26 protein-coding genes and 1 riboswitch are annotated in these 26,916 nt (G+C 65.0%); of the genes, 7 read left to right on the forward strand and 19 right to left on the reverse strand.

Annotated features, from left to right (window positions below; all coding sequences use genetic code 11):
• Positions 1-86: 86 nt before the first annotated feature.
• From IP68_RS08930 to IP68_RS08940, 3 genes are read right to left on the reverse strand one after another with little or no spacing between them, the layout of a single operon-like run.
• Positions 87-860: an enoyl-CoA hydratase gene (locus IP68_RS08930; RefSeq protein WP_054134626.1), complete on the reverse strand. Its 774-nt coding sequence runs from the start codon at positions 858-860 to the stop codon at positions 87-89.
• Positions 857-1,912, reverse strand: coding sequence for an enoyl-CoA hydratase/isomerase family protein (locus IP68_RS08935; protein ID WP_054134627.1), 1,056 nt, complete (start codon positions 1,910-1,912; stop codon positions 857-859). The genes IP68_RS08930 and IP68_RS08935 overlap by 4 nt, the downstream gene beginning before the upstream one ends.
• Positions 1,913-1,923: 11 nt before the next feature.
• Entirely contained in the window at positions 1,924-3,069 is a 1,146-nt protein-coding gene (locus IP68_RS08940; RefSeq protein WP_054134628.1) for an acyl-CoA dehydrogenase family protein, read from the reverse strand.
• A gap of 220 nt (positions 3,070-3,289) precedes the next feature.
• Between IP68_RS08940 and IP68_RS08945 the strand changes: the two genes are divergently transcribed.
• Positions 3,290-4,216, forward strand: a complete 927-nt coding sequence (locus tag IP68_RS08945; protein ID WP_082382238.1) for a DMT family transporter — start codon at positions 3,290-3,292, stop codon at positions 4,214-4,216.
• 26 nt (positions 4,217-4,242) lie between these two features.
• Here IP68_RS08945 and IP68_RS08950 read toward each other — a convergent pair whose 3' ends face one another.
• From IP68_RS08950 to IP68_RS08960, 3 genes are all read right to left on the reverse strand, one after another.
• Positions 4,243-5,826 carry a fatty acid--CoA ligase gene (locus IP68_RS08950; protein WP_054134629.1) on the reverse strand — a complete coding sequence of 528 codons (1,584 nt, stop codon included), beginning with the start codon at positions 5,824-5,826 and terminating at the stop codon, positions 4,243-4,245.
• 424 nt (positions 5,827-6,250) lie between these two features.
• Entirely contained in the window at positions 6,251-6,745 is a 495-nt protein-coding gene (locus IP68_RS08955) for a hypothetical protein (RefSeq protein WP_156318007.1), read from the reverse strand.
• Between the two features lie 169 nt (positions 6,746-6,914).
• On the reverse strand, positions 6,915-7,559 hold the full coding sequence (locus IP68_RS08960; protein ID WP_054134631.1) for a DUF938 domain-containing protein: 645 nt from the start codon (positions 7,557-7,559) through the stop codon (positions 6,915-6,917).
• A gap of 81 nt (positions 7,560-7,640) precedes the next feature.
• Here IP68_RS08960 and IP68_RS08965 point away from each other — a divergent pair, with 81 nt between their 5' ends.
• A complete protein-coding gene (locus tag IP68_RS08965) occupies positions 7,641-8,138 on the forward strand; it encodes an isoprenylcysteine carboxylmethyltransferase family protein (RefSeq protein ID WP_054134632.1) in 498 nt (165 codons plus the stop codon).
• 69 nt (positions 8,139-8,207) lie between these two features.
• On the opposite strand, the gene gcvPB is transcribed toward IP68_RS08965, so the two are convergent.
• From gcvPB to IP68_RS09015, 10 genes are all read right to left on the reverse strand, one after another.
• Positions 8,208-9,788: an aminomethyl-transferring glycine dehydrogenase subunit GcvPB gene (gcvPB, locus tag IP68_RS08970; protein WP_054134633.1), complete on the reverse strand. Its 1,581-nt coding sequence runs from the start codon at positions 9,786-9,788 to the stop codon at positions 8,208-8,210.
• On the reverse strand, positions 9,785-11,143 hold the full coding sequence (gene gcvPA, locus IP68_RS08975; RefSeq protein ID WP_054134634.1) for an aminomethyl-transferring glycine dehydrogenase subunit GcvPA: 1,359 nt from the start codon (positions 11,141-11,143) through the stop codon (positions 9,785-9,787). Before gcvPA ends, gcvPB begins: the two co-directional genes overlap by 4 nt.
• 58 nt (positions 11,144-11,201) lie before the next feature.
• The gene (gene gcvH / locus IP68_RS08980) at positions 11,202-11,573 is read right to left on the reverse strand and encodes a glycine cleavage system protein GcvH (protein WP_054134635.1); all 372 of its coding nucleotides are present in this window, start codon (positions 11,571-11,573) and stop codon (positions 11,202-11,204) included.
• Positions 11,574-11,600: 27 nt separating this feature from the next.
• Positions 11,601-12,737: a glycine cleavage system aminomethyltransferase GcvT gene (gene gcvT, locus IP68_RS08985; RefSeq protein WP_117353580.1), complete on the reverse strand. Its 1,137-nt coding sequence runs from the start codon at positions 12,735-12,737 to the stop codon at positions 11,601-11,603.
• Between the two features lie 175 nt (positions 12,738-12,912).
• Positions 12,913-13,005, reverse strand: a riboswitch (glycine riboswitch).
• Between the two features lie 88 nt (positions 13,006-13,093).
• Positions 13,094-14,263 carry a deoxyguanosinetriphosphate triphosphohydrolase gene (locus tag IP68_RS08990; protein WP_054134636.1) on the reverse strand — a complete coding sequence of 390 codons (1,170 nt, stop codon included), beginning with the start codon at positions 14,261-14,263 and terminating at the stop codon, positions 13,094-13,096.
• 84 nt (positions 14,264-14,347) lie between these two features.
• Positions 14,348-15,043: an aspartate/glutamate racemase family protein gene (locus tag IP68_RS08995; RefSeq protein ID WP_054134637.1), complete on the reverse strand. Its 696-nt coding sequence runs from the start codon at positions 15,041-15,043 to the stop codon at positions 14,348-14,350.
• A 5-nt stretch (positions 15,044-15,048) separates the two neighbouring features.
• Positions 15,049-16,575: an NAD(P)(+) transhydrogenase (Re/Si-specific) subunit beta gene (locus tag IP68_RS09000; protein ID WP_231683853.1), complete on the reverse strand. Its 1,527-nt coding sequence runs from the start codon at positions 16,573-16,575 to the stop codon at positions 15,049-15,051.
• Between the two features lie 17 nt (positions 16,576-16,592).
• A complete protein-coding gene (locus IP68_RS09005; protein ID WP_026091457.1) occupies positions 16,593-16,877 on the reverse strand; it encodes an NAD(P) transhydrogenase subunit alpha in 285 nt (94 codons plus the stop codon).
• Between the two features lie 91 nt (positions 16,878-16,968).
• Positions 16,969-18,099: an NAD(P) transhydrogenase subunit alpha gene (locus IP68_RS09010; RefSeq protein ID WP_054134638.1), complete on the reverse strand. Its 1,131-nt coding sequence runs from the start codon at positions 18,097-18,099 to the stop codon at positions 16,969-16,971.
• Positions 18,100-18,111: 12 nt separating this feature from the next.
• Positions 18,112-18,246, reverse strand: a complete 135-nt coding sequence (locus tag IP68_RS09015) for an aa3-type cytochrome c oxidase subunit IV (RefSeq protein ID WP_054134796.1) — start codon at positions 18,244-18,246, stop codon at positions 18,112-18,114.
• A 159-nt stretch (positions 18,247-18,405) separates the two neighbouring features.
• Between IP68_RS09015 and IP68_RS09020 the strand changes: the two genes are divergently transcribed.
• The 5 genes from IP68_RS09020 to IP68_RS09040 all read left to right on the forward strand — a co-directional run bounded on the left by IP68_RS09020 (position 18,406) and on the right by IP68_RS09040 (position 23,807).
• The gene (locus IP68_RS09020) at positions 18,406-19,842 is read left to right on the forward strand and encodes a sigma-54 dependent transcriptional regulator (RefSeq protein ID WP_054134797.1); all 1,437 of its coding nucleotides are present in this window, start codon (positions 18,406-18,408) and stop codon (positions 19,840-19,842) included.
• A gap of 64 nt (positions 19,843-19,906) precedes the next feature.
• Positions 19,907-21,694, forward strand: coding sequence for a DNA helicase RecQ (gene recQ / locus IP68_RS09025; RefSeq protein WP_054134639.1), 1,788 nt, complete (start codon positions 19,907-19,909; stop codon positions 21,692-21,694).
• Between the two features lie 75 nt (positions 21,695-21,769).
• Positions 21,770-22,252: a hypothetical protein gene (locus IP68_RS09030; RefSeq protein ID WP_054134640.1), complete on the forward strand. Its 483-nt coding sequence runs from the start codon at positions 21,770-21,772 to the stop codon at positions 22,250-22,252.
• A gap of 32 nt (positions 22,253-22,284) precedes the next feature.
• The gene (locus IP68_RS09035) at positions 22,285-22,869 is read left to right on the forward strand and encodes a TetR/AcrR family transcriptional regulator (RefSeq protein WP_231683854.1); all 585 of its coding nucleotides are present in this window, start codon (positions 22,285-22,287) and stop codon (positions 22,867-22,869) included.
• Positions 22,870-22,874: 5 nt separating this feature from the next.
• Positions 22,875-23,807, forward strand: a complete 933-nt coding sequence (locus IP68_RS09040) for an SUMF1/EgtB/PvdO family nonheme iron enzyme (RefSeq protein WP_082382240.1) — start codon at positions 22,875-22,877, stop codon at positions 23,805-23,807.
• Here the strand turns inward: IP68_RS09040 and IP68_RS09045 are convergent.
• Genes IP68_RS09045 through IP68_RS09055 form a run of 3 tightly spaced genes read right to left on the reverse strand, consistent with a single transcriptional unit; the run spans position 23,764 to position 26,872 of the window.
• A complete protein-coding gene (locus tag IP68_RS09045; RefSeq protein ID WP_054134641.1) occupies positions 23,764-24,186 on the reverse strand; it encodes a hypothetical protein in 423 nt (140 codons plus the stop codon). The two genes, IP68_RS09040 and IP68_RS09045, sit on opposite strands and share 44 nt — an antisense overlap.
• Positions 24,186-25,847 (reverse strand): sulfatase, encoded by a 1,662-nt coding sequence (locus tag IP68_RS09050; protein WP_197275760.1) that lies wholly within the window; start codon positions 25,845-25,847, stop codon positions 24,186-24,188. Before IP68_RS09050 ends, IP68_RS09045 begins: the two co-directional genes overlap by 1 nt.
• On the reverse strand, positions 25,844-26,872 hold the full coding sequence (locus tag IP68_RS09055; RefSeq protein ID WP_054134642.1) for a glutathione S-transferase C-terminal domain-containing protein: 1,029 nt from the start codon (positions 26,870-26,872) through the stop codon (positions 25,844-25,846). The genes IP68_RS09050 and IP68_RS09055 overlap by 4 nt, the downstream gene beginning before the upstream one ends.
• Positions 26,873-26,916 lie beyond the last annotated feature (44 nt).

Genomic DNA, 26,916 nt, shown 5'->3' on the forward strand with positions numbered 1-26,916 from the left:
CTTTTGCCCGTCCCCTTGTCCGATCAAGCTAACACACATTGCGGCTGGGGCAAGGTCTAGCGCAGACGCGCGCTTGCAGGCCGGGTCTAGCGACCGGTCCAGTTGCCCGGGCGCTTCTCGACGAACGCGGCCATGCCTTCGGTCTGGTCCTCGCTGCCGAACAGCCCGTGGAACAGGCGGCGTTCGAAGACGACGCCCTGCTGCAGCGTGGTCTCGAACGCGGCGTTGACCATTTCCTTGACCGCCAGCGTGGCGAGCGGCGCCATGCCGGCAATGGTAGCGGCGGCCTTGACCGCCTCGTCGACCAGATCGGCGACGGGCACGACGCGCGCCACCAGACCCGATTGCTCGGCCTCGGTCGCGTCCATCATCCGCCCGGTGAGGCACATGTCCATCGTCTTGGCCTTGCCGATCGCGCGCGCCATGCGCTGCGATCCGCCCATTCCGGGGGTAACGGCGAGCTTGATCTCGGGCTGGCCGAACTTGGCGTTGTCGCCCGCGATGATGAAATCGCACATCATTGCGAGCTCGCAGCCACCGCCCAGCGCATAGCCTGCAACCGCCGCGATCACCGGCTTGCGGGTGGCGGTGACACGATCATAGCCGGCGAAGAAGTTGCCGCCGTACATGTCGGCGAAGGACTGCGTCGCCATTTCCTTGATGTCCGCGCCTGCCGCGAACGCTTTCTCGCTGCCGGTGAGCACCGCGCAGCCCTGGCTGGCATCGGCATCGAACGCGGCGAGCGCGGCGATCAGATCGGCGAGCACCTGGCTGTTGAGCGCGTTCAGCGCCTGCGGGCGGTTCAGGGTGATCAGCGTGACGGCGCCGCGCTGTTCGACGAGCAGGGTTTCATAGGTCATCGGGCAATCTCCAAGGGCGTCCAGGCCTGATCGGCAGGCAGCGGCGCAAAAATGGTGTCGAGCAGCTCGTCGGTCACGCCCTCGGGCGTTTGCGGGTTCCAGCGAGGCGCGTTGTCCTTCTCGATGATCAGCGCGCGGACGCCTTCGATGAAATCGTGCATCTGCACGACGCGCGCACCGATGGCATATTCCTGCACCATTTCGGCAGCGAAATCAGGCATATGTGCGCCGATCTTCAGCTGGCGCAGCGCCACCTTGCACGTTTGCGGCGACTTGTGGCTCAGCGTGGCAAGCTCCTTGGCGCTCCATTCCGAGTCTTCGGCGGTCAGCGCGGCGAGGATGTCCTCGTAGCGGTCCGATGCGAACAGCCGGTCGATCAGCTCGCGGTTGCCCAGGATGCGCGCCGGCGGCGGCTCGACCGCAAGGCTCTCGAGAATTTCGTCGATCCGGTCGGGGTGCTCGGCGATCTGCGTCTTGGCGTTGGCAAGCGTGTCGGACGGCAGATAGTGCGTCGCCAGCCCCAGCGCATGGCACTCCGCGCCATCCAGCCGCGCGCCAGTCAACGCAAGAAACTGGCCGGTACGCCCCGGCAGCCGCGACAGGAACCAGCCGCCACCGACATCGGGAAACAGGCCGATGCCGGTTTCGGGCATGGCAAAGCGCGTGTTTTCGGTGGCGATGCGATAGCGCGCGGGCTGCGACAGGCCGACCCCGCCGCCCATGGTGATCCCATCCATGAACGCGACCACCGGCTTGGGGTAGACGAACAGCAGATGGTTGAGTCGGTACTCGACGAAGAAGAATTCGCGCGCCTCGGCTCCGTCCTTCGCGCCGCTGGTCGCGAGCATGCGGATGTCGCCGCCGGCGCAGAAGCCGCGGCCTTCGGCATGGTCGATCATCACCGCCTCGACCGCAGGGTCGTCGATCCAGGCGACCAGCGCATCGGTCATCGCGCTGCACATCGCGGTGGTGAGCGCGTGGATCGCGCCCGGGCGGTTGAGGCTGATGATGCCGGTGCGCCCTTCGACGCGGGTGAGAACATCGGTGGTCATGGCAGTCGTCCTTACTGGCGCAGCATTTCGCGTGCGACGATCATCCGCATGACCTGGTTGGTACCTTCGAGGATCGAATGCACGCGCAGGTCGCGCCAGAAGCGCTCGATCGGATAGTCCTGCAGATAGCCATATCCGCCAAACAGTTGCAGCGCATCGTTGACGATCTTCGAACCGCTGTCGGTGCTCAGCCGCTTGGCCATCGCGGCGAACTTGGTCTTGTCGGGCGCATTGGCCGAAACCTTGGCGGCGGCGAGATACAGCAACGCGCGCGCCGCCTCCAGATCGGTCGCCATGTCGGCGAGCATAAACTGGGTGTTCTGGAATTCGCTGATCCGCTTGCCGAACTGCTTGCGGTCGTTGGTGTAGTTGACCGCCTCGTCGAGGCAGCGCTGCGCCCCGCCCAGCGAGCACGCGCCGATGTTGAGCCGCCCGCCATCGAGCCCCATCATCGCGAAGCGGAAGCCGTCGCCCTCGGCACCGACTCGGTTGGCAACGGGGATGCGGGCGTTGTCGAAGATCACCTGCGCGGTGGGCTGGCTGTGCCATCCCAGCTTCTTCTCGTTGGCGCCGAAGCTGACGCCCGGGGTGTCCTTGTCGATCACCAGGCACGAAATGCCCTTGGGGCCATCCTCGCCGGTACGCACCATGGTGACATACACGTCGTTGGCGCCCGCGCCGCTGATGAACTGCTTTGAGCCGTTCAGCACATAATGATCGCCATCGCGAACCGCCTTGGTCTTGAGCGCAGCGGCGTCCGACCCCGATCCCGGCTCGGTCAGGCAATAGCTGGCGATCTTGTCCATGGTCACGAGGTCGGGGAGATAGCGGCCCTTCAGATCCTCCGAACCGAAGGTGTCGATCATCCAGGCGGCCATGTTGTGGATCGAGATGAACGCGCTGGTCGAGGGGCAGCCATAGGCCATCGCCTCCATGATCAGCGCCGCCTCGAGCCGTCCAAGCCCGATGCCGCCGCTTTCCTCGCTGACATAGATCGCGGCGAAACCGAGATCGGCGGCTTCCTTGATGGTGTCGCGCGGGAAGATGTGTTTCTCGTCCCATTCGGCGGCAAAGGGCGTGATCCGGTCGGCGGTGAACTTGCGCGCGGCTTCCTGGATGGCAAGCTGGTCTTCGGTGAGCTCGAACTGGGTGGTCATGGCAATCCTGTCGCTGACATCTCTGGTCTGGAGAAGAACTATCCTCAAGGGCATCAGGCGAATAATCCAATCGCCCCGCTTTGGCCAGTGCGACCACCCTGCCCTTTTCCATAGGCCCCATGCGAAAATGCCCGTCCAGGCAAGGCAAGGTGCGATTGTCCGGCACAAATGCGCTGCTCCGGGATGACGCGCGGCCGATTGGCTGATAGCAGGGCAGACAATGGCCCTGCCCGACCCCCTGCCTGCGCCGGAATCAGCGCCTGCTGCCTCGATCAACAGGCCGCTTTACGGCATCGCCGCGCGGCTGTTTTCGGCGATATTCCTCACCGCGATGTTCGCCTGCGTCAAGCTCGCCTCGGCCCGCGGCGTTCATGTGCTCGAAAGCGTGTTCTATCGCCAGCTGATGGGCGTGCTGCTGATGGTCCCCGTCGCGCTGGCCGGCCCCGGGCTGGCCGCGCTCAAGACGCAGCGTCCCTGGACGCATGCCAGCCGGATGGTGGTGGGGATGGTCGCGATGACTCTCAACTTCCTGTCGTTTGCGCTGTTGCCGATCGCAGAGGCGACCGCGATCGGCTTCATGGTGCCGGTGGTCGCCACCTTGCTGTCGATCTTCCTGCTCAGGGAATCGGTCGGGGTGCACCGCTGGGGAGCGATCGCGGTCGGGCTCACCGGCGTGCTGGTCGTGATCCAGCCCGGCGATGGCCACATCCCGCCCACCGGCGCGCTGGTCGCGATGTGCGGCGTGGCGATGACCGCGTGGGTGAGCATCCTGATCCGCAAGCTGGGCGCGACCGAAAGCCCGGTGACCACGATGTTCTGGTTTTCGGTCAGCTCGATGGTGCCATTGGGCATCGCGATGCTGTTCGTCGGCCAGGCGCACGATGCGCAGACTTGGGGGATCATCGCCCTGATGGGGCTGTTCGGGGCCGCCGCGCAGCTGGGCATCACCTGGTCGCTGCGACTGGCGCCGGTGTCCGTTGTGCTGCCGATGGATTATTCGAGCCTGATCTGGGCCGCGCTGATCGGCTGGCTGATCTGGCAGAACTGGCCGGTGCCCGCGACCTGGATCGGGGCACCGCTGATCATCGGTTCGGGCCTGTACATCGCCTGGCGCGAAAACCGGCTGGCGCGGCTGCGCAAGCGCTGATCCCACGTCCGAAGCCAGCCGAACCCTCAGCCGACCTGACGCTCGCGCCCCTGCCAATAGGGCTCGCGCAGCGAGCGGCGCAGGATCTTGCCGGTGGCATTGCGTGGCATCTCGGGGATGACATCGATCGTCTTGGGCGTCTTGAATGGCGCGATGCGCTCGCGCGCCCAGGCGATCACCGATGCGGGATCAACCTCATGGCCCGGCTTGGGAACCACAACGGCTTTCACCGCCTCGCCCCATTTGTCGTCGGGGATGCCGATCACCGCAACCTCGAGCACGTCGGGGTGCCCGAAGATCGCATTCTCGACCTCGGCCGGATAGACGTTCTCGCCGCCCGAGATGATCATGTCCTTCACCCGGTCCTGGATGAAGACATAGCCGTCATCGTCCATATAGGCCGCGTCGCCGGTGCGCAGCCAGCCATCGGCATCGACGGTCTCGCGCGTCTTGGCGTCGTTGCGCCAGTATCCGACCATATTGAGCGGCGAGCGCGTCGCGATCTCGCCGATCGTGCCGTTGGGCACCGGGTTGCCACCGCCATCGACGATACGGATCTCGACGCCCGGGAGCGCCTTGCCCGCCGAGCGCATCCGCTCGTTGCCCGCAGGATCATGATCCTCGGGCGGCAGCGCACAGAAGGTGCCGGTGGTTTCGGTCATGCCGTATTGCTGGCAGAAATCGGCGCCCATGGTCTGCATGCACTGGCGCAGCAGCGCGAGCGGGATCGGCGCTGCGCCATACATCACCAGCTTGAGCGGCGACCAGTCGGTACTGGCGGCGCGCGGGTGGTTGACCACCATCTGCAGCGCGGTGGGCACCAAGAACATGTGCGTCACGCCATCGGCGACGCAATCGAGCACCGCATCGGGCGAGAACTCCGCACGGATCACCGCGCGGCAGCCGTTGTAGAACGCGATCGTCCCCACACCCGAGCCCGCGATATGCGCCACCGGCATGATCACCAGCATCGAATCGTGGTGGTTGATCTTGTACCAATCGACATCGGAAGCCTCGATGACCGGACGCAGGCCGAACATGTTGCGGTTGCACAGCACCGCGCCCTTTGGGTTGCCGGTGGTGCCCGAGGTATAGAGCTGGAGCACACCGCGATCGGGATCGGCGTCGGGAAGGTCGCCTTTGGGCTGCGCATCGGTCCAGGCTTCAAGTGACGTCATGGCTCCGACATCGCTGTCGCCTTCGACCAGCGTGAAACGCAACGACTCAAGGCCTTCGCTTGCCGCTGCCGCCAAGCCTGCACACGCATCCTGACACACCAGCAGCGCGGCACCGGTATCGGCAAGGATATAGCGCACCTCAGGCACTGCCAGCCGCCAGCCGACCGGCACCATCGCCAAGCCCGCGCGCGAGGCTGCGACCAGCAGGATGAAATAGAGGCTCGCGTTCTTGCCCAGCCAGGCGATACGCTCCCCCGGCTGCAGCCCGGCCCCGGCAAACGCGCGGGCATAACGATCCACCAGAGCGTCGAGTTCGCGATAGCTGATCCGCCGCACGCCGTCATCCAGCGCAATGCCCTCGGGGCGTTCGTGCGCCCAATAGGCGATGGTCGATCCCAGATCGGTGCGCGCGAGCGCCGTGGTTGCCAGCATGTCTCTCTCCAATGTCGTGAGGGCGGACCATTTTGGCCCTGCCGTTTACGCGGGCAGGCTAGGCGGAATGCGGGCGGCTTGACAATAGAATTGCGTCAAACCCGGCGATAGACCAGCGACAGGGTGTTTGCCGGGCATCGCGATCAGCGCCGCAGCAAAAAGCCGCCCCACCCCTCATCGTCACCCCGGACTTGATCCGGGGCCCAGAGCAACCACGTACGCCGCCGGGAATCAAAACCCTGGGTCCCGGGTCAAGCCCGGGATGACGGACAAAGCGGGCTGGCCGCCAAGGGGTCTGTGAATGGGTTGTCGGCTTTGGCAGAATTCATCGGATAGCTGCCTGACCGGACTTGGAGAGTTACCGATGCATCGGGAACGACCGTTTGTGGGTGGAAACCAGACATTCGGCTTTTAGTGCGTCGCCTCAACGAAGCTGCCTTCTTAACCAATCGCCCAACCGTCCAAATGACTGGGCTGCGGCGGGTGGCGGATGCTCGCTGATTTTGCTTCCGTTATAGACACTCACCGACCTGCTCACGGAGATGTAAGGCCCGGTGCGCGGCTCGAAGCTCCATCCTGCAAGGTACATGTTGGCCTTCGCAGCCGTCCCCCACATCAGTGGAACCGCACTTGTGAGCCAATCCTCGGTAGGCATGACGTCTTGCCATGCCTCAATGCCGCAGTGCCCTCCCACGTAATCAACATCAAACTCTTGACCACAGTTTTCGAACTCGCGCCTCGCAAGCTGGCAATACTGCGCCTCCATACCCCAGTTTTCCTCATCACCTGACGTGAGGGGGTAAAGGTGGAAGCAGACCTTTGGCTCAGAGATGTTTTGGTCAGCAACGTTTGCTATTTTCCGGATCGCTGCTCGCCCATGCAGCAGGTGATCCTCCATCGTCCAATCCGGCTCGTCCATCCTCGCGTCCATCCTCACCTACAGCCTCTCGCGGAAGAGCGTAGTGTTTTCCACTATAGGGGACAATGGTCAGAGCAGACGTTCCTCAATGTCTGTTTTGGGGTCGCTTGCCGAACGGCAGCTTTTTTCTCGCACCTCAAAAGCCGACATAGCTTCGATTCAGCACGCGCTACGCCGAACGCCTCCGGTAAACCAGCGTGAGATTGTTGGCTGGCATGGCGTGGCGGCTGGTCCGCGCGAAGGCATGGTCCGATGCGACGCGATCCATGTCATCAAGGTGGCGCAGTCCCCATGCCGGATTTCGCGCCTTGAGCGATTCATCGAACGCAAGATTGGAGGCTGCCGTCTCCACGCCCTCCTCGAGATAAGGCCCATAGAGAATGATGGGCGCTTCCGCAGCGAGCGCCCGGGCGCAGCCTTTGAACAGTCCCAGCGTCGCATCCCACGGGCTGATGTGCACCATGTTGATGCAGATGATGGCGTCGGCGCGCTTGAGCGGCCAGCCGGGCTGCGCGGCATCGATCGCGAGCGGCGGCTGCACGTTGGATGCGCCCGCTTGCGCCGCCCAGGCCGCGATCGAGGCGAGCGCGGCGGGCTCGCAGTCGCTGGGTTGCCACACGAGGTGCGGGAAGGCTTGCGCGAAATGCACGATATGCTCGCCGCTGCCGCTCGCGATCTCGAGCACCGTGCCTTGGGGCGGCAGCACGCCGCGAAGCACATCGGTGATCGCATCGCGGTTTCGCAAGGTCGCAGGCGCATGGCGGCGCGCTTCGGCGCCCGCCTCGTCGATCAGCCAGGGTTTCGGGTCAGTCATGCAAAGGACCATGCCGCGATATCGACCACCGCGCAATCAGGCAGCTTGCCAGAGCCGGTACGAGGCGGCACGGTGGCGGCAATGGACGACGAACCACCCCAGCTGCCGCGGATCGATGCCAGCATTGCGCCTGCGGTCGGATTTCCGCCGCCTCTGGTGTTCCTGGGCTTCATCCTGCTCGGGCTACTCGCCGACCGGCTGCTGGGCCTGCCCGTCATGCCGATCAGCCGCGACCTGACATGGGCGGGCTTTGCACTGGTGATGGCGGGGATCATGGTGCTGATCGTCTCGCTCGGGCTGTTCCGCGCCTATGGCGAGAACCCCGAGCCGTGGACGCCCAGCCAGGCGATCATCGCGCGCGGGCCCTATCGGCACAGCCGCAACCCGATGTATCTGGCGATGGTGATCATCCATATCGGCTATGCGATCTGGGATGCCAGCATGGGCGTGCTGCTGTTCGTGCCGTTCGCCTTCATCGCCATCGACCGGGCGGTGATTGCCAAGGAAGAGAAGTATTTGGCGACGCGCTTTGGCAAGCCGTATGAGGATTATTGCCGCCGCGTCCGGCGCTGGCTCTAGGCGCTCGGACCAACGCCGCGATCCGGGAAAGTGCCCACCCGGCGCGTCACCGGGTGGGCCTCCCCTCTCCTATTCTGCAGCTTCCGCCTGAGCGGCGGCGGGCTCGGTCCAGACCAGCACCGGCTTGCGCGCGGCCAAAGTCTCGTCGAGACGGCGGCGCGGCGCGAAATGCGGCGCGCTGTGCAGCGACTGATCACCCGCCTTGGCGCGCAATGCCACCGAGCGGAATGCGCCGATGAACTGGTCGAGCGCCGCCTTGCTTTCGGTTTCGGTGGGCTCGACCAGCATCGCGCCGTGCACCACCAGCGGAAAATAAACCGTCATCGGGTGGAAGCCCTCATCGATCAGCCCCTTGGCGATATCGATGGTCGAGAAGCCCTCGGCCAGCCCCGCATCCGAGAACAGCGCCTCGTGCATGCACGGCCCGGCGCCTGCGAACGGTGCGTCGAGCACGTCCTCGAGCGAGCGCAGCACATAATTGGCGTTGAGCACCGCATCCTCGGCGACCTGCTGCAGGCCGTCCGCGCCATGGCTCAGGATGTACGAAAGCGCGCGCGTAAACATGCCCATCTGGCCGTGGAACGCGACCATGCGGCCAAAGCTCGACGCGTGATGGTCCTCGGCGCTTTCTTCCTCGATCAGCGCGAGCCGGCCATCGTCCATCCGCTCGACGAACGGCAAAGGCGCGAACGGCGCAAGCGCTTGCGAAAACACCACCGGACCCGAACCGGGACCGCCACCGCCATGCGGGGTGGAGAAAGTCTTGTGCAGGTTGATGTGCATCGCATCGACGCCTAGATCGCCCGGGCGCACCTTGCCCACGACCGCATTGAAGTTGGCGCCATCGCAATAGACGAAGCCGCCCGCTGCATGCACCGCATCCGAGATCGTCTTGAGATCGCGCTCGAACAACCCGCAGGTGTTGGGGTTGGTGATCATCACGCCGGCGACATCGGGGCCCAGACGCGCCAGCAGCGCCTCCAGATTGATGCGGCCATCGGCATTGGCGGGGATGTCCTCGACCTGATAGCCGACGAATGCCGCGGTCGCAGGGTTGGTCCCGTGCGCGCTTTCGGGGACCAGGATCACCGAACGCTTGTCGCCGCGCGCCTCGAGCGCCGAGCGGATCGCGAGGATTCCGCACAGTTCGCCATGCGCGCCCGCCTTGGGCGACATCGCGACGCCCGCCATGCCGGTGAGCTTGATCAGCCATTCGCCGAGTTCGTCGATGACCGCGAGAGCGCCCTGCACGGTGTGGATCGGCTGCAGCGGATGGATGTCGGCAAATCCGGGCAGCCGCGCCATCTTTTCGTTCAGCCGCGGATTGTGCTTCATCGTGCACGATCCCAGCGGAAACAGGCCAAGATCGATGGCATAGTTCTGGCGGCTGAGGCGGGTGTAATGCCGCACGGTTTCCTGCTCGGACAGGCCGGGCAGTCCGATCGCGGCCTTGCGCTCGAGCCCGCCGAGGCGCGAAGCGACCTTGGGGGCTTCCATCAGATCGACCCCGGTGCGGGTGGAATCGCTGATTTCGAAGATCAGCGCCTCTTCCAGCATCAGCGCGCGGTTGCCGGTGCTGGTCGCCTGGGCGGTGCCTGCGTCATCGTCCACCGACTGGCGAGTCGGGCGGCCCTGGTTGTTCATGCTCATGCCAGCACCTCCTGCAAAGCGGCCGAGAAGGCCTCGATATCCTCATGCGTCGCCGTCTCGGTCACCGCGACGATCAGCCCGTTCGAAAGCGCTGCTTCTTCAGGGTAAAGCCGTCCGAGCGAAACCCCGCCGAGGATCTGACGATCGGCCAGTTCGCGCACGATCGCGCGCGCGTCCTTGGGAAGAACCAGCGTGAACTCGTTGAAAAAGCTGTCATTAAGGACCGACACGCCGGGAACCTGCGCCAGACGGTCGGCGGCGGTCACCGCCATCGCGTGGTTGATCTCGGCGAGCGAGCGCAGCCCCTTTTCACCCAGCAGGGTCATGTGGATGCTGAATGCCAGCGCGCAAAGCCCCGAGTTGGTGCAGATGTTGCTGGTCGCCTTTTCGCGGCGGATATGCTGCTCGCGGGTCGACAAGGTCAGCACATAGCCGCGCTTGCCTTCGGCATCGACGGTCTCGCCGCAAAGCCGGCCCGGCATCTGGCGGACATATTTCTGCTTGCAGCCGAACAGGCCCACATAGGGCCCGCCGAACTGCAGCCCGACGCCCAGCGACTGGCCTTCGCCGACCACGATGTCCGCGCCCATTTCGCCCGGGCTGCGCAGCGCGCCCAGCGCCACGGGCTCGGTCACCACCGCGATCAGCAGCGCGCCGGCTGCCTGAGTCGCCTGCGCCAGCGCGGTGAGATCACCCACGCGGCCCAGAATGTCGGGATACTGCACGACGACACAGCTGGTGTTCTTGTCGATCTGCGCGATCAGAGCGTCGATATCGGTGTCTGCGGTCAGCGTCGGCGCGGAGTGCACCAGTGCATCGCCGGTGAAGCGCGCCATCGTCTTGGCGACGCCGACATAATGCGGGTGCAGACCCGACGACAGCAGGGCGGTCGCGCGCTTGGTGATCCGCCGCGCCATGCCGATCGCTTCCCAGCACGCGGTCGAGCCGTCGTACATCGAGGCATTGGCGACATCGACTCCCAGCAGCCGTGCGACCTGAGTCTGGAACTCGAACAGCATCTGCAGGGTGCCCTGCGCGATTTCGGGCTGATAGGGCGTGTAGGCAGTGAGGAACTCGCCGCGCTGGATCAGATGATCGACCGAAGCGGGAACGTGGTGGCGATAGGCGCCTGCCCCCATGAAGAACGGCACTTCGCCGGCAACCAGGTTCTGGCCGGCAAGCTTCTTCATATGGCGCTCGACCGACATTTCGGGCGCGTGCATCGGCAGATCGTGGATCGGCCCGCTCAGCCGCGCTTCCTGCGGAATGTCGATGAACAGGTCGTCGATCGTCGCGGCGCCAACGGTGGCCAGCATCGCCTGACGGTCATGGGAGTTGAGGGGAAGATAGCGCATGGGTAAGTGATGTCCTGTGGCGGAATAGCCAGGGTGTAATCAGGGATTGCGTGTCAGATCAGAGGCCTGCGACGTATTTCTTGTACGCGCCCTCATCCATCAGACCTTCAAGTTCGCTGGCATCGCTGAGCTCGAGCTTGAAGAACCAGCCATCGCCTTCGGGATCGGTGTTGACCAAAGCAGGCTCGTCGGCGAGCACGTCATTCCCTTCGACGATGGTGCCCGAGACCGGGCTGTAGACGTCGCTGGCGGCCTTGACCGATTCGACGACTGCGGCTTCATCGCCCTTGTCGAACTGCTTGCCCTCGCCGGGCACGTCGACGAACACCACATCGCCCAGTTGCTGCTGCGCGTAGTCGGTGATGCCGACGGTGGCGATGTCGCCTTCGACTTCGACCCATTCATGTTCTTCGGTAAAATAGCGGCTCATGATCCGGCTCCGTTCGTTCAGGTAAAATCAGGCCGCGGTGGGCCGGTGGTAGCGATGGGGTACAAAGGGCATGGCAGCGACGGTGACCGCGATGCGCTTGCCACGCACCTCGGCTTCCAGCGCGGTGCCGATGGCGGCGTGCGCGGCCGTGACCATGCCCATAGCGATCGGCGCGCCCAGGCTGGGGGCGAAACCGCCCGAGGTAACCTTGCCGACCAGACGATCACCCGCAAACAGCTCGGCGCCCTCGCGCACCGGCTGGCGGCCCTCGACGGCCAGGCCGACGCGCTTGCGCGGTGCACCGCCGGTGAGTTCGCCCAGCACGCGCTCGGCACCGGCAAAGCCGCCTTCGGCGCGGCGACGCTTGCTGATCGCAAAGCCCAGATCGCCCTCGATCGGGCTGGTGTCTTCATCCAGGTCATGGCCGTAGAGCGGCAGGCCCGCCTCAAGCCGCAGCGAATCGCGCGCGCCCAGCCCGATCGGCTTGACGCTGTCGATCGCGCACAACCGGTCGGCCAGTGCCGCGGCATGGTCGCAATCCACGCTGATCTCGAAACCGTCCTCGCCGGTATAGCCCGAGCGGCTGATCCACAGCGACATGTCGTCCAGCGTGAAAGCGCCCGCCTGCATGAAATAGAGCGAGGCCACGTCGGGGATCAGGCTGGCCAGTGCTTCGCCCGCCTTGGGCCCCTGCAGCGCGAACAGCGCGCGCTCGTCGAGCAGCGTGATCACCACCTCATCGGGGAAAGTCTCGCGCATATAGGCAAGGTCATCATATTTGCAGGCGCCATTGACCACCAGATAAAGGTCTCGCTCGCGCCGGGTGATCATCAGATCGTCGAGCACGCCGCCATCCTCGCCGAGCAACAGCGAATAGCGCATGCGGTTGACTGGGAGCTTGGCGATCTCGCCGGGGACCACCGTTTCGAGCGCGCCATCGGGGTCTTCACCGGTCAGCAACACCTGGCCCATATGGCTGACATCGAACAATCCGGCGTTCTCGCGCGTCCACAGATGCTCTGCCATGACGCCTTCATACTGCACTGGCATCTGGTAGCCCGCAAACGACACCATCCGGCCACCCCGCGCGCGGTGCCAGGCGTCCAGCGTCAGCAATTTGTCAGGAATGCGCTCGAGCATCTCGGCGATATAGTCGGTGGTCATCTGGCACTCCGGTGGCATGAGGCTGAACGCCACGGCACGGCCCATTGGCCCTGCCCGACATCCAACCCCCTCTGTCACTTGAACCTGAGAGCTTTCATGATGATCCGCATCGCGGACCCCCATTTACCCCTTCGGTGGAGCAGCCCGGCAGGGCCACCCGCTTTCCAGAGCGCCGACTAACGACACGGTCCCGATGACCTGAGAGATTCCGGGGCGGTTGCTCCTTCGGTGGCGGGGCTTGCACCCCGCGCTCTCCCGTGTCGTTTTCAAGGGCTTGCGCCCCATCGACGCCTGAGGGAATGACCAAAGCCGAAAGGGCTGTCAATCAAATTACGCTGCGTTGCAATATCCGCACGTCAGACGTGGCTGAGCCCCCCGGGCGCATGGCCGAAAATCGCGCGGTGGCAGGTCAGCGCGAATCGGTCGGTCATCCCGGCGAGGAAGTCTGCGATGTGGCGGCTCTGCGCGGGCTCGCTTGCGGGCATGCGGGTACGCCAGTCCTCGGGCAGAAGGCCGGGATCACCGCGATAGGCGGCAAACAGCGCGGCGATGACTTCGCGGGCCAGCGCCGCCGCCTCGAGCTGGCGTGGGTGGTGATATACGCGCTCGTACATGAACGCCTTGAGCTGCCGCTCCTGCGCCGCCATGGGTTCGGAAAATCCGGCGATCGTCTGTCCGGCGCTGCGGACATCCTCGATCGATGTGATCCCCAGAGCGGCGATTCGCGCCCGGGTCGATGCGATCACGTCATTGACCATCAGGCCGATCTGGTCGCGGACGAACTCGGCCTGCAGCCGGTCGGGGCTGACATCGGCAAAGCGCTGGCGGATCGCGTCCCATTGCGCAGCGGCGAACGGCAGAGCGAGCAGGTCGTCGAACGCCAGAAAGCCCGCGCGCAGGCCGTCATCAATGTCGTGGTTGTCATAGGCGATGTCGTCGGCGACCGCTGCCACCTGGGCCTCGAGCGAGGCATGACGGCCGAGGTCGAGATCGAACGCGGCGTCGATCTCTGCCAGCGCCCAGGGTGCGGCGCTGACCGGGCCGTTGTGTTTCGCCAGCCCTTCGAGCACCTCCCAGCTGAGGTTCAATCCCTGCCAGCGCGGATAAGGCGATTCGAGCACGTGCAGCGCGCGCAGCGTGTGGGCGTTGTGATCGAATCCGCCCTGCCCCGCCATCGCTTCCTGCAGCGCATCCTCGCCGGCATGCCCGAACGGCGGGTGGCCGATATCGTGCGCCAGGCACAGGGCCTCGGTCAGATCCTCGTCGAGCCCCAATGCGCGCGCGATCGTCCGCCCGATCTGCGCCACCTCGAGGCTGTGGGTCAGCCGGACACGGTAATGGTCGCCATCGGGCGCGACGAACACCTGCGTCTTGTGGCGAAGGCGGCGAAAGCTGATCGAGTGGATGATGCGGTCGCGGTCGCGCTGGAATGCGCTACGCGGGCCCCGGGTTGGCGCACCGCGTTCGGCATATTGCCGTCCGCGCGTGACGTCGGGATCGCAGGCATAAGGAGCGCGGGGGTGCATTGGCTTGGTACCGTTTTCAAAATATGGCGGGTGCCGGACAAAGGCCGGAAAACGGACCCTCCATCGGCCAAAGCCGCGTGGCGATCAACCCTCGTCCATGATCCAGTCGACCGCGGCATGCGCGTGGATCTCGGTGCCATCATAGATCGGCAGCACATTGGCCTTGGTGTCGATGATCATCTCGAGCTCGGTGCAGCCGAGCACCACCGCCTCGACATCTTCCTTGGCGATGTTGGTGAGGAACGTCTTCATCGTGCGCTCGGATTCGCGCACCACCCGGCCTTCCATCAGCTCGTCATAGATGATCCGGTCGATCTCCTCGACGCGGTCCATCTTGGGCGCGAGCAGGCTGATGCCGTGACGGATCAGCCGCTGGCGATAGAAGCTTTCGAGCATCACGTTGCGCGTCCCGATCAGCGCGGCACGCTTGATGCCATCGGCCTGCATCTTCTCGCCGACGCAATCGGCGATGTGGATGATCGGCACGCTGACGGCGCCCTGCACCCGGTCGTAGACCTTGTGCATCGAATTGGCGCAGATCAGGATCGCGGTGGCGCCCGCCTGTTCGAGCGAGCGCGCCGCTGCGGTGAGCTTTTCGGCGGCATGATCCCAGCCCTCGGGCGTGGTCACCTGCGCCAGATCGCAGAAGTTCAGGCTCTCGATCACCATCGGACCGCTGCACAGCGATCCTGCGCGCTTCTGCACTTCCTTGTTGATCAGCCGGTAATAGGTTTCGGTCGAAACCCAGCTCATCCCGCCGATCAGGCCGATCTTCCGCATCCGGCTCAGTGCCCCAGGTTCTTGCAGATATCCTCGACCATCTTCTTGGCGTCGGCGAGCAGCATCATCGTCTGGTCCATGTAGAACACGTCGTTGTCGACACCCGCATAGCCCACGCCGCCCATCGAGCGCTTGATGAAGAACACGGTCTTGGCCTTGTCGACATCGAACACCGGCATGCCATAGATCGGCGAGGATTTGTCGGTCTTCGCCGCAGGGTTGACCACATCGTTGGCGCCGATGATGAAGGCGACATCGGTCTGCGCGAACTCGCTGTTGATGTCCTCGAGCTCGAACACCTCGTCATAGGGCACGTTGGCTTCGGCGAGCAGCACGTTCATGTGGCCGGGCATGCGGCCTGCGACCGGGTGGATCGCATATTTGACGCTGACGCCTTCCTTCTTGAGCAGGTCGCCCATCTCGCGCAGCGCGTGCTGCGCCTGCGCCACCGCCATGCCGTAGCCGGGCACGATGATCACGCTTTCGGCCTGCTTCATCATGTACGCTGCATCTTCGGCGCTGCCGCGCTTCCAGGGGCGATCGATCTTGGGCGCGCCATCGCCGCCGCCGCCGGATTCGGCACCGAAACCGCCCGCGATCACCGAGATGAAGCTGCGGTTCATCGCCTTGCACATAATGTAGGAAAGGATCGCACCCGACGAGCCGACAAGCGCACCGGTGATGATCATCGCGGTGTTCGACAGGGTGAAGCCCATCGCTGCTGCCGCCCAGCCCGAATAGCTGTTGAGCATCGAGACGACGACCGGCATGTCCGCGCCGCCGATGGGGATGATCAGCAGGAAGCCGATGATGAACGCGAGTACGGTGATCGCGAGGAACAGCCAGCCTTCGCCGGGACCGCCTTCGGGCGACACGGTGTAGACCGCGATCATCCCGAGGATTGCGGCGAGCACGCCCAGGTTGATGACATGACGCCCCGGCAGCATGATCGGCGAGCCCGACATGTTGCCGTTCAGCTTGAGGAACGCGATGACCGATCCCGAGAAGGTGATCGCACCGATCGCGACGCCAAGGCCCATTTCGACGCGGCTGACCGCGAGGATCTGGCCCGTTGCATCGAGAATGCCAAACGCTTCGGGGTTGAGCCACGCGGCCAGCGCCACCAGCACTGCGGCCAGGCCGACAAGCGAGTGGAATGCGGCCACCAGCTGGGGCATGTCGGTCATCTTGATCTTGCGCGCGATGACGAAGCCCGCAACGCCGCCGATTGCGATTGCGGCGATGATCTCGACGATGTTGGCGATGTCATGCGTGATCAGCGTGGTGATCACCGCGATGCCCATGCCGATCATGCCGAAACGGTTGCCGTCGCGGCTGGTTTCGGGGCTGGAAAGCCCGCGCAGCGCGAGAATGAAGAACACGCCGGCGACCAGATAGGCCAGCGAAACCCAGGGGCTCACCGGGGCGGCATCGCCTCCCGAAGCGAACGCGGGAACAGAGGTCAGCGCGCTGCACGCAGCAGCGGCGAACGCCAGCGGACGTTGGCGGATCGAACGGCGGTTGAAATTCATTGCTGCCCCCAGAGCCATCACTTGCGCTCCTTCTTCTTGTACATCGCAAGCATGCGCTCGGTGACGGCAAAGCCGCCGAAGATATTGACCGATGCGAACACCACTGCCAGCAGCCCCAGATATTTGGCGACAGCCGATCCGGCCTCGGCGCTGGCAATCAGCGCGCCGACGATGATCACCGACGAAATCGCATTGGTCACCGCCATCAGCGGCGTGTGCAGCGCGGGGGTCACCGACCAGACAACGTAATAACCCACGAAGCAGGCCATCACGAAGATCGAGAGGATTGAGATGAAGTCCATCTTCACATTCTCCATTCACCCCGGTTGATCGGTCCTACGATCCGTCGGGAATGTGCCGGCGATCGCCGGTCTAAACATCGATTGCTGGCGATCAGCTCGCGAGCAGCCTCTCACTGACTACCTTGCCGCCCATCGTCACGCGGACGCCCTGGACGATCTCGTCATCGTCGGGGAACACGGGCGCCTTGGCTTCCTTGTCCCAGAAGGCCGAGAAGAAGTTGAACAGGTTGCGCGAAAACAGCGCCGAGGCATCGGTGGCAAGACGCGAGGGCACGTTGCGGTGGCCGACGATCTTGACGCCGTGCTTGACGACGACCTCGCCCGCCACGGCGCCTTCGACATTGCCGCCCTGCTCGACCGCAAGGTCGACCAGCACGCTGCCGGGCTTCATGCTGGCGATCTGCGCGTCGGAAACCAGCCGCGGCGCGGCGCGGCCCGGGATCAGCGCGGTGGTGATCACGATGTCCTGCTTGGCGATATGCGACGAGACCAATTCGGCCTGCGCCGCCTTGTATTCGTCCGACATCTCGGTGGCATAGCCGCCTGCGCCTTCGCCCTCGATGCCGGCGACGTTTTCGACGAAGATCGCCTTGGCGCCCAGCGACTGGATCTGTTCCTTGGTTGCCGAGCGGACGTCGGTGGCCGACACCTGCGCGCCCAGACGGCGTGCGGTGGCGATCGCCTGGAGCCCGGCAACGCCGACACCCATCACGAAGACCTTGGCAGCCGACACCGTGCCTGCGGCGGTCATCATCATCGGGAACGCCTTGCCGTATTCGGAGGCGCCATCGAGCACCGCCTTGTATCCGGCAAGGTTCGACTGCGACGACAGGATATCCATCGACTGCGCACGGGTTATGCGCGGCATGAATTCGAGCGCGAGCGCCTGAAAGCCCGCGGCGGCATAGGCATCGATGCGCGCCCGCTCGCCGAACGGATTCAGCGACGCTGCGATCATCGCGCCCGGCTTGGCGCCGGCCAGGCTGGCGGGATCGGGCCCCTGGATGCCGAAGATGATATCGGCACCCGCGAGCACCTCTGCGCGCGAGGCGACGGTGGCACCGGCAGCGGCAAAATCGGCATCGGATACCGACGCGAACTCGCCCGCCCCGGCCTCGACCGCCATTTCCGCGCCCAGCGCGATGAATTTCTTCACCGTTTCCGGGCTCGCCGAAACGCGCCGTTCACCCGATGCCTGCTCCTTGAGGACCGCGATTTTCATGCAGGTCGCCGGTCAGCTGGCGATGAGAACGACGACGAACGCTGTCACCAGCGCCGCGATGATCGTGCCGGTCTTCATCCAGCCCATGAACCCTTCATAGGTCTGGCGGGCGGTTTCGATGTTGTTGCTGGACATGTCGTTGGCCATGGTCAGAGCCTTCCCCATTACAAATGTTGCCGAAATTAAACTCGGTTCGCCTTAACCGAATGCCGGGTGCGGCTCAATCCCGCAAGCGTCAATTCGCTAGTGTGCTCCCAAGCATAGCTTTAATCGGGTTTTTACCACATGCGACTAGACGAACCCATGATGGCAAAAGAACGAACCGACGCAGATCAGCAAATCCGCCGTGTGATGCTGATCGATAACGAACCGGCGCAGTGCCGCTTGGTCGCCGCCTTGGCGGCCAAGGCGGGTTGGCGCACGGTGTTCGCGCATGATTCGGAAACCGCGATCGCGATGCTGGGCACGCAGGAAGGGATGATGCTCGATGCCATCATCCTCGATCAGTGGGTGCCGGGCGACGAGGCCGCCGAACTGATCGCCGAGCTCAAATCCCGTCGCCCTGCCCTGCCGATCCTGATGCTCACCGCCAGCACCTCGCCGCTGCTCGCGGTCGAGGCGATGCGCGCAGGCGCCACCGACTATCTGATCAAGCCGATCGCACCCGACCGTCTGGTCGCCGCGCTCAACGCCGCCGTTCGCAAGGACGACGCCGACGAGCTGCGCCCGCTGACCGAAAAGATCGCAGCGCCGCTCGATTTCGACGAGATGATCGGATCGTCGCCGCGCTTCCGCGCCGCGCTCGCCATCGCCGCGAAATCGGCGCGCACCCATTCGCCGGTGCTGATCGAGGGCGAAAGCGGCACGGGCAAGGAAATGATCGCGCGCGCCATCCATGCTTCAAGCCCGCGCGCCAAGCTGGCGCTGCGGCTGGTCACCTGCGCGGGTGCATCGAGCGGCCAGCTCGAATCGCAGCTGTTCGGGCATGAACGCGGCGCGTTCCCCGGCGCGTTCGACCGCCATGTCGGCGTGATCCAGCGGGTCGAGGGCGGCACGCTTTTCATCGACGAGATCGATCAGGTTCCGCTCGAATCGCAGGCCAAGCTTGCCGATGCCATTCGCGAGGGTGAAATCCGCCCGCTTGGCGCGCGGCACAGTCAGCGCTGCGACGTGCGCTTCATCTGCGCCAGCAACTCGCCGCTCAAGCCGATGGTCGAGGCAGGCACCTTCCGCGAAGACCTCTATTACGCGATCGCCCCGGTGCAGATCACCATCCCCGCGCTGCGCGACCGTTCGAGCGACATTCCTTCGCTGGTTCGCCATTTCCTCAACCGCATCGCCGAACAGCCCGGCATGCGGGGGCTCGGCATCACCGACGAGGCGCTGTCGCTGCTGTCGAGCTTCGACTGGCCGGGCAATGTCCGCCAGTTGCAGAACGCGCTGTTCCGCGCAGCGATCTTCTGCGACGGCGATGCGCTGACCACGGCCGAGTTCCCGCAGCTCACCACTATGCTGGGCGAGGACGAACCGCGGCGCGCGTCGGCCAGCCATGACGGCATCGGGATCCAGCTCTATGCCGAGGACGGCAATCTGCGCCCGCTCGAGGAAATCGAGGCGGATGTCATTCGACTCGCGATCGGCCATTATCGCGGGCGGATGACCGAAGTCGCACGGCGGCTGGGGATCGGCCGGTCGACACTGTACCGAAAGCTGACCGAGCTGGGCATCGACAACGCCGCCTGAGCGGCACGCACACTCGCGGCTTTTTCCCTTCCCTGCGCTGCCCGCCATCCATAAGAGCGGGCAGATGACTCAGCCCATCCTCGACGTGTTGCATGACACCTTCGGTTTCTCGGCCTTTCGCGGCGTGCAGGACCAGGTGGTCAGCCGCGTCCTGGCAGGGCGCAACACGCTGGCGATCATGCCCACCGGCGCGGGCAAATCGCTGTGCTATCAGCTTCCCGCCGTCGCGCTCGATGGTTGCTGCGTCGTCATATCGCCGCTGATCGCGCTGATGCACGACCAGCTGCGCGCGGCGACCGCGCTCGGCATCCGCGCCGCAAGCCTGACCTCGGTCGATGCCGACTGGCAGGAAACGCAGGACCGCTTCCGCGCGGGCGAGCTCGATCTGCTTTATGTCGCTCCCGAACGCGCGAGCTCGGAAGGTTTCCGCAACCTGCTGGGCCGCGCGCCGATATCGATGTTCGCGATCGACGAGGCGCATTGCGTTTCGGAATGGGGGCATGATTTCCGCCCCGATTATCGGCTGCTGCGGCCGCTGCTCGACAGCTTCCCCGATCGCCCGAGGCTCGCGCTGACCGCGACCGCCGATGCGCACACCCGCGAGGACATCCTCAAGCAGCTCGGGATCGAACGCGACGGGATGATTATCGCCGGGTTCGACCGACCCAACATCCGCTATGCGGTGCACCCGCGCGATGGACTTACCCGGCAGATCGGCGATCTGGTCTCCGCCAATCCCGGCCCCGGCATCGTCTATGCGCAGACCCGCGCGGGCACCGAGAAGCTCGCCGAGCAGTTGGCCAAACTCCCTGGACCAGGTGGCAAGCGCCAGGTGCGCGCCTATCACGCCGGGATGCCGCCCGAGGTACGCCGCGCCAACCAGGACGCGTTCATCGCCAGCGAAGACATGGTGATGTGCGCGACCGTCGCCTTCGGCATGGGGATCGACAAGCCCGATGTGCGCTTCGTGGTGCACGCAGGGCTGCCCAAGTCGATCGAGGGATATTACCAGGAATCGGGCCGCGCAGGCCGCGATGGCGAACCGGCCGAGGCGCATCTGTTCTGGGGCGCGGACGATTTTGCGCGCGCCCGGATGCGGATCGGCGAGATCGAGCCCGAGCGCCAGGCGGGCGAGCGCGCGCGGATCTCTGCGCTGGGCGCGCTGGTCGAAACAGGCAACTGCCGCCGCGCGATCCTGCTGCGGCACTTCGGCGAGAGCCCGCCCGAGACCTGCGGCAATTGCGACAACTGCCTCAACCCGCCCGCGAGCGTCGATGCGACGCAGACCGCGCGCAAACTGCTTTCCGCGGTCTACCGCACCGGGCAGAGCTTTGGCATCGGCCATCTCGAAGCGGTGCTGCGCGGCCAGACCAACGACAAGGTCACCCAGCGCGGTCACGACCGGCTTTCGGTGTTCGGGATCGTGCAGGACGACGAGGTCGCGCTGATCAAGCCGGTGGCGCGCGCGCTGCTGCTGCGCGATGCGCTCGACACCAACGAACATGGCGGGCTGATGCTCGGCCCCGGCGCGCGCGCGATCCTGCGCGACGAGGTGCAACTGTCGCTGGTGCTGCCGCCCAAGCGCGCCAAGCGCGGCAGGCGCGGGTCGGACGACAGCCCCAACCCGGTGAGCAATCCGCTGTTCGAGGCGCTGCGGGCGTGTCGCCGCGAGCTGGCGCAGGAGGCCGGCGTGCCGCCCTATGTCATCTTCCACGACAGCACGCTGCGCGAAATGACCGACCGCAGCCCGCGCACGCTTGATGCGCTGTCGCGCATTTCGGGCGTCGGCACCCGCAAGCTCGAGGCTTATGGAGAGGCCTTCCTGCAGGTGATCCTCGACCACGGCGCATAATGCGCGGATATATTGACACGCATTGTGCCAATATATAGCCTTTTCGGGTATCGGACAAACGAGAGGATCCCGCATATGCCCCAGCCCTTCACCGTGTTGAACGAGGTCTTTCCAGGCGATCCAGCGACCATGGCGGGGCTGATGCAGCCGGGGCCCGATGGTCCGATCTTCATGATCAACCTGTTGAAGTTCAAGGACAAGGCGGTGTACGAGGATGGCCGCGAGACCGACCTTACCGGACGCGAGGCCTATATGATCTATGGCCGTGCCGTGGCGCAGTTGCTCCCCACGTTCGGAGGCGTCGCGATGTTCGCCGCAGATGTCACCTTCCTTTCGCTCGGCCAGGTCGGCGAGCTTTGGGACGAGGTCGCGATCGGCGTCTACCCCAAACGTGGCGACATGGTGCGGATGTCGATGTCCGAAGAGTGGCGCGAAATCGCGGTCCACCGCAGCGCCGGGCTTGACGGCCAGCTCAACATCGAGACCGTGCTGTCGGCCGAAGCGATGGCCATGCCCTGGCTGCAGCCTATCCTTGCGCAGATTGGCGCCAAGGGGTGACAGCGACAAGGCTTGCTAGTAAGCCGCTTAACATGGACGCACCCTCCCCAGCACGCCATCCCGATGGCCGCAAACAGCGCAGTGAACGCAGCCGCCTCGCGATTGTCGATGCCATGCTCGACATCATCATGGGGGGCAAGATGGAGCCCAGCGCCGCAGAGATTGCCGAGCGCGCCGGGGTGAGCGCGCGCACGGTGTTCCGCCATTTCGAGGAAATGGACAGCCTTTACAGCGAAATGACCGAGCGGATGGAGGCGCAGATCATGCCCATCATCCAGCAGCCGTTCACCGGTGAAGGCTGGCGCGCGCAGCTGGGCCAGCTGCTCGAGCGCCGCGCGATGATCTATGAAAAGATCATGCCGCTGAAGATCGCCGCCAGCATCCGCCGGTTCAGCTCGGACTATCTGATGCTCAATTACCAGCGCTTCCTGCATCTGGAGCGCACAGGCCTTGAAAACGTGCTGCCTGATGCGGTGCGCAAGAATGCCATCCAGATGTCGGCGATCGAGATGTGCGCGGGCTTCCAGACCTGGCGCAGGCTGCGGCAGGACCAGAATCTGAGCATCGAGCAGGCGACCGACGTGGTCAAGCTGACCATCGAAAAATTGCTGGACTGACCCCAATGCGCGCCGCGCTGGCCCTGCTGTGCGCAGCATCGCTGGCGCTTCCAGGGTGCAAGCAGGCGCCTGACGAGACGCCGGACCAGCCGGCCGCAGCCCGGGCCAGGTGCCTCCCCAAGAGCTTTGTCGCGGGCCGCTTCATCCCCCTGCCCGGCGGATCGTTCCTCAAGGGTGCCGACCCGCTTTATCCGGAAGAGGCGCCGTCGATGCAGCTGCGCGTCAGCGGCTTCCAGATCCAGAGCCATGAGGTCACCAACGACCAGTTCGCCGCATTCGTGCAGGCCACCGGCCATGTCACCGATGCGGAGAAGGCCGCCACCAGCGACGATCCCGCTGCCGGGTCCGCGCTGTTCTTGCGCGACGAAGACGGCCGCAACGGGCGCTGGGTGCTGCGCAAGGGCGCAACCTGGCGCGCGCCAGAGGGCAAGGGATCATCGATCACCGGCAAGGGTCGCCACCCGGTGGTGCATGTGACGCTGGCCGATGCGCGCGCCTATGCCACCTGGGCCGGGGGCCGCCTGCCGACCGAGGAAGAATGGGAATATGCCGCGAGCACCGGTCTTCCCGACGGCGCCAACCGCTTTTCCGGCGCGGTGGACGATGCCGGTAAGCCGCGCGCCAATCACTGGCAGGGCGTGTTTCCGGTGGTCGACCTGGGCAAGGACGGCTTTTCGGGCACGGCGCCTGCGGCCTGCTTCCCCGCGGATCGCAACGGCGTGCACGATCTGATCGGCAACGTCTGGGAGTGGACCGACAGCCCGGCCGACGATGCGCACATGATCATCAAGGGCGGCAGCTGGTTGTGCGCGGCGAATTTCTGCGCGCGCTATCGCCCGGCCGCGCGCCAGCCGCAGGAAAACGACTTTTCCTCCAACCATATCGGCTTTCGCATCATCCGCGATGTCGCAGCGCCAGCGCCAGGAACAGCGCGATGACCGGCAGCGCGACCAACACCGCATAGCTTTCCGGCGGATGATGGGTGCCCGGCTTGAGCACCCAGAAATTGAGCGCGTGCAAGGTCCGCTCGAACAGCAAGAGCGCGAGCGCCAGCGGCACCAGCGCGCGATAGCGCAAAGCCACCGCCAGCATCATCAAGCCCCAGACGATCTGCGTCGCGCCTGCCCAGGCGAACAGGCCAATCGTCCGCCCGCCATCGGGCGCCAGGTCCAGCCCCGCGATCATGCCGGCACCGCCATCGGGCGCGAACACATGGATCATCCCCGGCACCACCGCCAGCATGCCGCACAGCGCGAGGAAGAGGGACGATGCCGTGGCAGGCAGGCGCGGCTCGGCGGCAGGCAGCAATCGGGCCATCAATTGGGCCAGTAGATATAGGGATCGCCCTTCTTGAACTTCACGCCCAGAGGCTTGTCGATCGCCACCGGCGCCTCGATGGTGTGCGGGTAGAGCGGCTTGCGTGCGCCCTTCTGGTGGCTGGCGAGCAGCGCCTTGAGTTCGGCCACCTTGGCGGGATTGCTCGCCGCCAGATCGCGCTTTTCGGTGGGGTCCTGCCTGAGGTTGAACAGCCAGGTCTTGGCGGGGCGCTCAGTCACCTGCAGCTTCCAGTCGCCCTGGCGCACCACCCGGTAATAGGCGCTCTGCCAGTAGATCGCGTCGTCGGGGCGCTTGCCAACGGGGTTTGCGGGATCGTCGCCGAGCAGATCGACGCCGTCGATGGCCAACCCAGCCGGGATCGGCGCGCGACCGGCTTTGGCGAAGGTGGGCATCAGATCGATATGCGCCACCGGCGTGTCGACCACCGTCCCCGGCTTGATCCGTCCGGGCCAGCGCACGAACATCGGCACGCGGATGCCGCCTTCGAACAGCGTCAGCTTCCACCCGCGATAAGGGGCGTTGACCTCGGGCAAGCCTATATAGCCCGCGCCGCCATTATCGCTGGAAAAGACGATGATCGTGTTGTCGTCGAGCCCCTGCTGCTTCAGCGACGCCATGATCCGCCCGACGCTGCGATCGAGCGCGCGCACCATCGCGGCATAGACGCGCAAGCGGTGAGGCTTGATATCGCCCACCGCCTCGTAATCCGCCTTGGTCGCCTGCAGCGGGGTGTGGACGTTCCAGTGCGCAAGATACAGGAAGAACGGGCGGTTGCGGTTCGCCTCGATCACCTTGATCGCCTCGTCGGTCCAGTAATCTGCCAGATAGCCGCCGGGCTTGAACCAGTCGCCGCCATTGTAGCTGGTGGCATATTGCATCCGCGCCCAGAGGAACTTGTCGATCGGGTCGAAGGGCAGCTTGGCGTTGACCGAATTGGGATCATCCTCGGGCAGATGCAGCGCGCTGGCCATCAACAGGCTCTCGTCGAACCCTTGCGCGTTGGCGCTGAACTCGGGCCCATCGCCCAGATGCCATTTGCCGATATGCACGCTGTGATAGCCCGCAGGTTTCAGGATCTCGGCGATCGTGCGCTCGCTGCCGGGCAGGCCCTGGCCATCGAAATCGGGCGCGCCTTCGACCGCTGCCTCCTTGTAGGTCAGCGGCGGCAGACCCGAATCCATCTCCGCCGACAGCGCCGAGACGATGCGCCCCATGCCATCGGGGGTGGGGGTGAACTCGAACCCGGTACGCGTCGGATAACGCCCGGTGAGGATCATCGCGCGCGATGGGGCGCAGCTCGCAGTGCCCGAATAGGCGTTGGAATAGATCGCACCCTCGCCCGCTAGCCGGTCGATATTGGGTGTCGGCACCAGCCCGCCCGCCACGCCGCCGCCAAAGGTCGAGATGTCGTTGATGCCGAGGTCATCGGCGAGGATGAAGACGATATTGGGCGGGCGCTCGCCGGCAGGGAGCGTAGCCACATCGGGGCCCTTCTGCCAGGGAACCGGCCGGTTGGGCGCGACATCGTGCTTGCCGAAGTTCGACGCGGCAAACAGCAGCACGGTGCTCTTGTTGAACCACGCCCAGGTGCCGCCGGCCACCAGCAGCACGAGCAGTGCGATCAGGCCCTTGCGGATCATGCGGCCGGCTCCGTGAGGAACATCTCTTCGCATCCGGTCCCCGCAAGCAGCGCGTCTAGCGCTTGCCTTGCATCCTCGGACAGGGCGTCGCGCGCCGCGCGCAGCGTCAGCAGGCACTTGGCCTGATAGGGAAACACCGGCTGGGTCCAGCGCTTGCCGTCGATACTGGTCTCGAAATCGCTTTGCCGGGCAGCGGCGGCCTGGGCGTTGGCGAGCAGGAACGGAACATAGACGCGGCCGATCTCGGCAAGCAGCTCGCCCAGATGCGCCCAAAGCGCGCCAGGCTCCAGCCATTGGCCATCGGGCAACCCCGACAAGTCCTCCACCCGGTCGAGCCACGCACGCAGGCGCGGCGAGGATTGCGCCATGATCCGCGCAGGCGTGGGGTCGACGATGCCCAGCTGGGTCAGCTGGCCATAGATCGCGAAGTCCGCCGCCGAGGGGCGCGTTCCCAGCACGAAGCCCTGGCGCTGGACGATACGGTCGAGAATGCCGACCAGCCGCTGATAGCTCGCTTCGATGATCGGCGCGGTGATGTCGTTCGATCCCACGACATACAGCCGGTCGATCTGCCGCCGGGCAAAGCCATCGGCCATCGGCCGCGCCACCTCATCGGCATAGCGGCTGTCTTGCCAGAAGATCAGCAGCGGCCCGGCATTGGCGGCGTCCTCGGCATAGTGCCAGCGATAGTGGAACATCGCCTTGGTCATCCACTCGTCGGCGAAATCCTCGATCAGCAGGTCGAGAAAACCCAGCAGCTCATCTTCGGGCAGGACCGAGCGCCCCTCATACTCGGCCTCCAGCCGCCGGATGATCGGGGTGGAATCGACCACCGCCTCGCGATCATCGCCCTCGCTGAAATAGACCGTGGGGAGCAGTTTGACCTTGGGCGCGGGATAGCCGGGCATGGGCTGCATATGGCTGCCCCAGATCATGCGGTGCGCGATTCGGCGATAACGCAGCAGCGCCAGCATCTTGCGCGAATAGGGTGATCCCGGAGCCCCGAGCAACTCGACCGTTTGCATCCATTCCTCCGACCTGATTTTATTGGCACAGGCTATGTCAATAG

Source organism: Blastomonas sp. AAP25 (genome assembly GCF_001295965.1).
In the GTDB taxonomy this organism is placed as follows: Bacteria; Pseudomonadota; Alphaproteobacteria; order Sphingomonadales; family Sphingomonadaceae; genus Blastomonas; species Blastomonas fulva.

What these genes read in the sequence shown, in the direction of transcription:
- IP68_RS09015 (WP_054134796.1), bottom strand. Translation starts at nt 18,246, where the DNA reads ATGGCCAACGACATGTCCAGCAACAACATCGAAACCGCCCGCCAGACC.
- IP68_RS08935 (WP_054134627.1), bottom strand. Translation starts at nt 1,912, where the DNA reads ATGACCACCGATGTTCTCACCCGCGTCGAAGGGCGCACCGGCATCATC.
- IP68_RS08945 (WP_082382238.1), top strand. Translation starts at nt 3,290, where the DNA reads ATGGCCCTGCCCGACCCCCTGCCTGCGCCGGAATCAGCGCCTGCTGCC.
- gcvPA (WP_054134634.1), bottom strand. Translation starts at nt 11,143, where the DNA reads ATGCGCTATCTTCCCCTCAACTCCCATGACCGTCAGGCGATGCTGGCC.
- IP68_RS08940 (WP_054134628.1), bottom strand. Translation starts at nt 3,069, where the DNA reads ATGACCACCCAGTTCGAGCTCACCGAAGACCAGCTTGCCATCCAGGAA.
- IP68_RS08955 (WP_156318007.1), bottom strand. Translation starts at nt 6,745, where the DNA reads ATGGACGAGCCGGATTGGACGATGGAGGATCACCTGCTGCATGGGCGA.
- gcvH (WP_054134635.1), bottom strand. Translation starts at nt 11,573, where the DNA reads ATGAGCCGCTATTTTACCGAAGAACATGAATGGGTCGAAGTCGAAGGC.
- IP68_RS09050 (WP_197275760.1), bottom strand. Translation starts at nt 25,847, where the DNA reads ATGATCCGCAAGGGCCTGATCGCACTGCTCGTGCTGCTGGTGGCCGGC.
- IP68_RS09055 (WP_054134642.1), bottom strand. Translation starts at nt 26,872, where the DNA reads ATGCAAACGGTCGAGTTGCTCGGGGCTCCGGGATCACCCTATTCGCGC.
- gcvPB (WP_054134633.1), bottom strand. Translation starts at nt 9,788, where the DNA reads ATGAGCATGAACAACCAGGGCCGCCCGACTCGCCAGTCGGTGGACGAT.
- recQ (WP_054134639.1), top strand. Translation starts at nt 19,907, where the DNA reads ATGACTCAGCCCATCCTCGACGTGTTGCATGACACCTTCGGTTTCTCG.
- IP68_RS09045 (WP_054134641.1), bottom strand. Translation starts at nt 24,186, where the DNA reads ATGGCCCGATTGCTGCCTGCCGCCGAGCCGCGCCTGCCTGCCACGGCA.
- IP68_RS09000 (WP_231683853.1), bottom strand. Translation starts at nt 16,575, where the DNA reads ATGAATTTCAACCGCCGTTCGATCCGCCAACGTCCGCTGGCGTTCGCC.
- IP68_RS09010 (WP_054134638.1), bottom strand. Translation starts at nt 18,099, where the DNA reads ATGAAAATCGCGGTCCTCAAGGAGCAGGCATCGGGTGAACGGCGCGTT.
- IP68_RS09035 (WP_231683854.1), top strand. Translation starts at nt 22,285, where the DNA reads ATGGACGCACCCTCCCCAGCACGCCATCCCGATGGCCGCAAACAGCGC.
- IP68_RS08995 (WP_054134637.1), bottom strand. Translation starts at nt 15,043, where the DNA reads ATGCGGAAGATCGGCCTGATCGGCGGGATGAGCTGGGTTTCGACCGAA.
- gcvT (WP_117353580.1), bottom strand. Translation starts at nt 12,737, where the DNA reads ATGACCACCGACTATATCGCCGAGATGCTCGAGCGCATTCCTGACAAA.
- IP68_RS09030 (WP_054134640.1), top strand. Translation starts at nt 21,770, where the DNA reads ATGCCCCAGCCCTTCACCGTGTTGAACGAGGTCTTTCCAGGCGATCCA.
- IP68_RS08990 (WP_054134636.1), bottom strand. Translation starts at nt 14,263, where the DNA reads ATGCACCCCCGCGCTCCTTATGCCTGCGATCCCGACGTCACGCGCGGA.
- IP68_RS09020 (WP_054134797.1), top strand. Translation starts at nt 18,406, where the DNA reads ATGGCAAAAGAACGAACCGACGCAGATCAGCAAATCCGCCGTGTGATG.
- IP68_RS08930 (WP_054134626.1), bottom strand. Translation starts at nt 860, where the DNA reads ATGACCTATGAAACCCTGCTCGTCGAACAGCGCGGCGCCGTCACGCTG.
- IP68_RS09040 (WP_082382240.1), top strand. Translation starts at nt 22,875, where the DNA reads ATGCGCGCCGCGCTGGCCCTGCTGTGCGCAGCATCGCTGGCGCTTCCA.
- IP68_RS08960 (WP_054134631.1), bottom strand. Translation starts at nt 7,559, where the DNA reads ATGACTGACCCGAAACCCTGGCTGATCGACGAGGCGGGCGCCGAAGCG.
- IP68_RS08965 (WP_054134632.1), top strand. Translation starts at nt 7,641, where the DNA reads ATGGACGACGAACCACCCCAGCTGCCGCGGATCGATGCCAGCATTGCG.
- IP68_RS08950 (WP_054134629.1), bottom strand. Translation starts at nt 5,826, where the DNA reads ATGCTGGCAACCACGGCGCTCGCGCGCACCGATCTGGGATCGACCATC.
- IP68_RS09005 (WP_026091457.1), bottom strand. Translation starts at nt 16,877, where the DNA reads ATGGACTTCATCTCAATCCTCTCGATCTTCGTGATGGCCTGCTTCGTG.